Consider the following 528-nt stretch of genomic DNA (forward strand, 5'->3'; position numbering starts at 1 on the left):
TTTGGAGAATTTCGCGGTCGAACAATCCAGCCGGTATGCGACGTCACCGGATTCGCGGGTGTTGCATTTCTCCTCGCCGAGTTTCGACGCCTCGGTGCTGGAGTATCTGATGGCGTTCGGTGCCGGGGCGGGGTTGGTGATCGCGGGCCCGGCGATTCGGGGTGGTGGCGAGCTGGGTGAGTTGTTGTGTACCGAGCATGTCACGCACGGGTTCGTCACACCGACGGTGCTGGCCACGCTCGACCCTGCGGGTCTGGACGGGTTCGCCGAGGTGGTCGTCGGGGGTGAGGCCTGCCCGCCGGAGTTGGTCGCCCGCTGGGCGGTGGGGCGTCGATTGTATGACGGGTACGGGCCGACCGAGGCCACGATCATGTCCAATATCAGTGATCGGCTGGTCCCGGATACCCCGGTGACCGTGGGAGGCCCGGTCCGGGGGGTGCACGAGGTCGTGCTCGATGCCCGGCTGCGGCCGGTGCCGGTGGGAGTGGCCGGGGAGTTGTATCTGGCCGGTGCCGGGGTGGCGCGGGG

At 68.2% G+C, this 528-nt stretch carries 1 protein-coding gene; it reads left to right on the forward strand.

From position 1 onward, the window contains the following. Positions 1-528 (forward strand): AMP-binding protein (locus NS4_RS31075; RefSeq protein WP_157106366.1); only part of this gene is annotated, 528 nt, incomplete at both ends.

Source organism: Nocardia sienata NBRC 100364 (genome assembly GCF_001613205.1).
Classification (GTDB): Bacteria; Actinomycetota; Actinomycetes; order Mycobacteriales; family Mycobacteriaceae; genus Nocardia; species Nocardia sienata.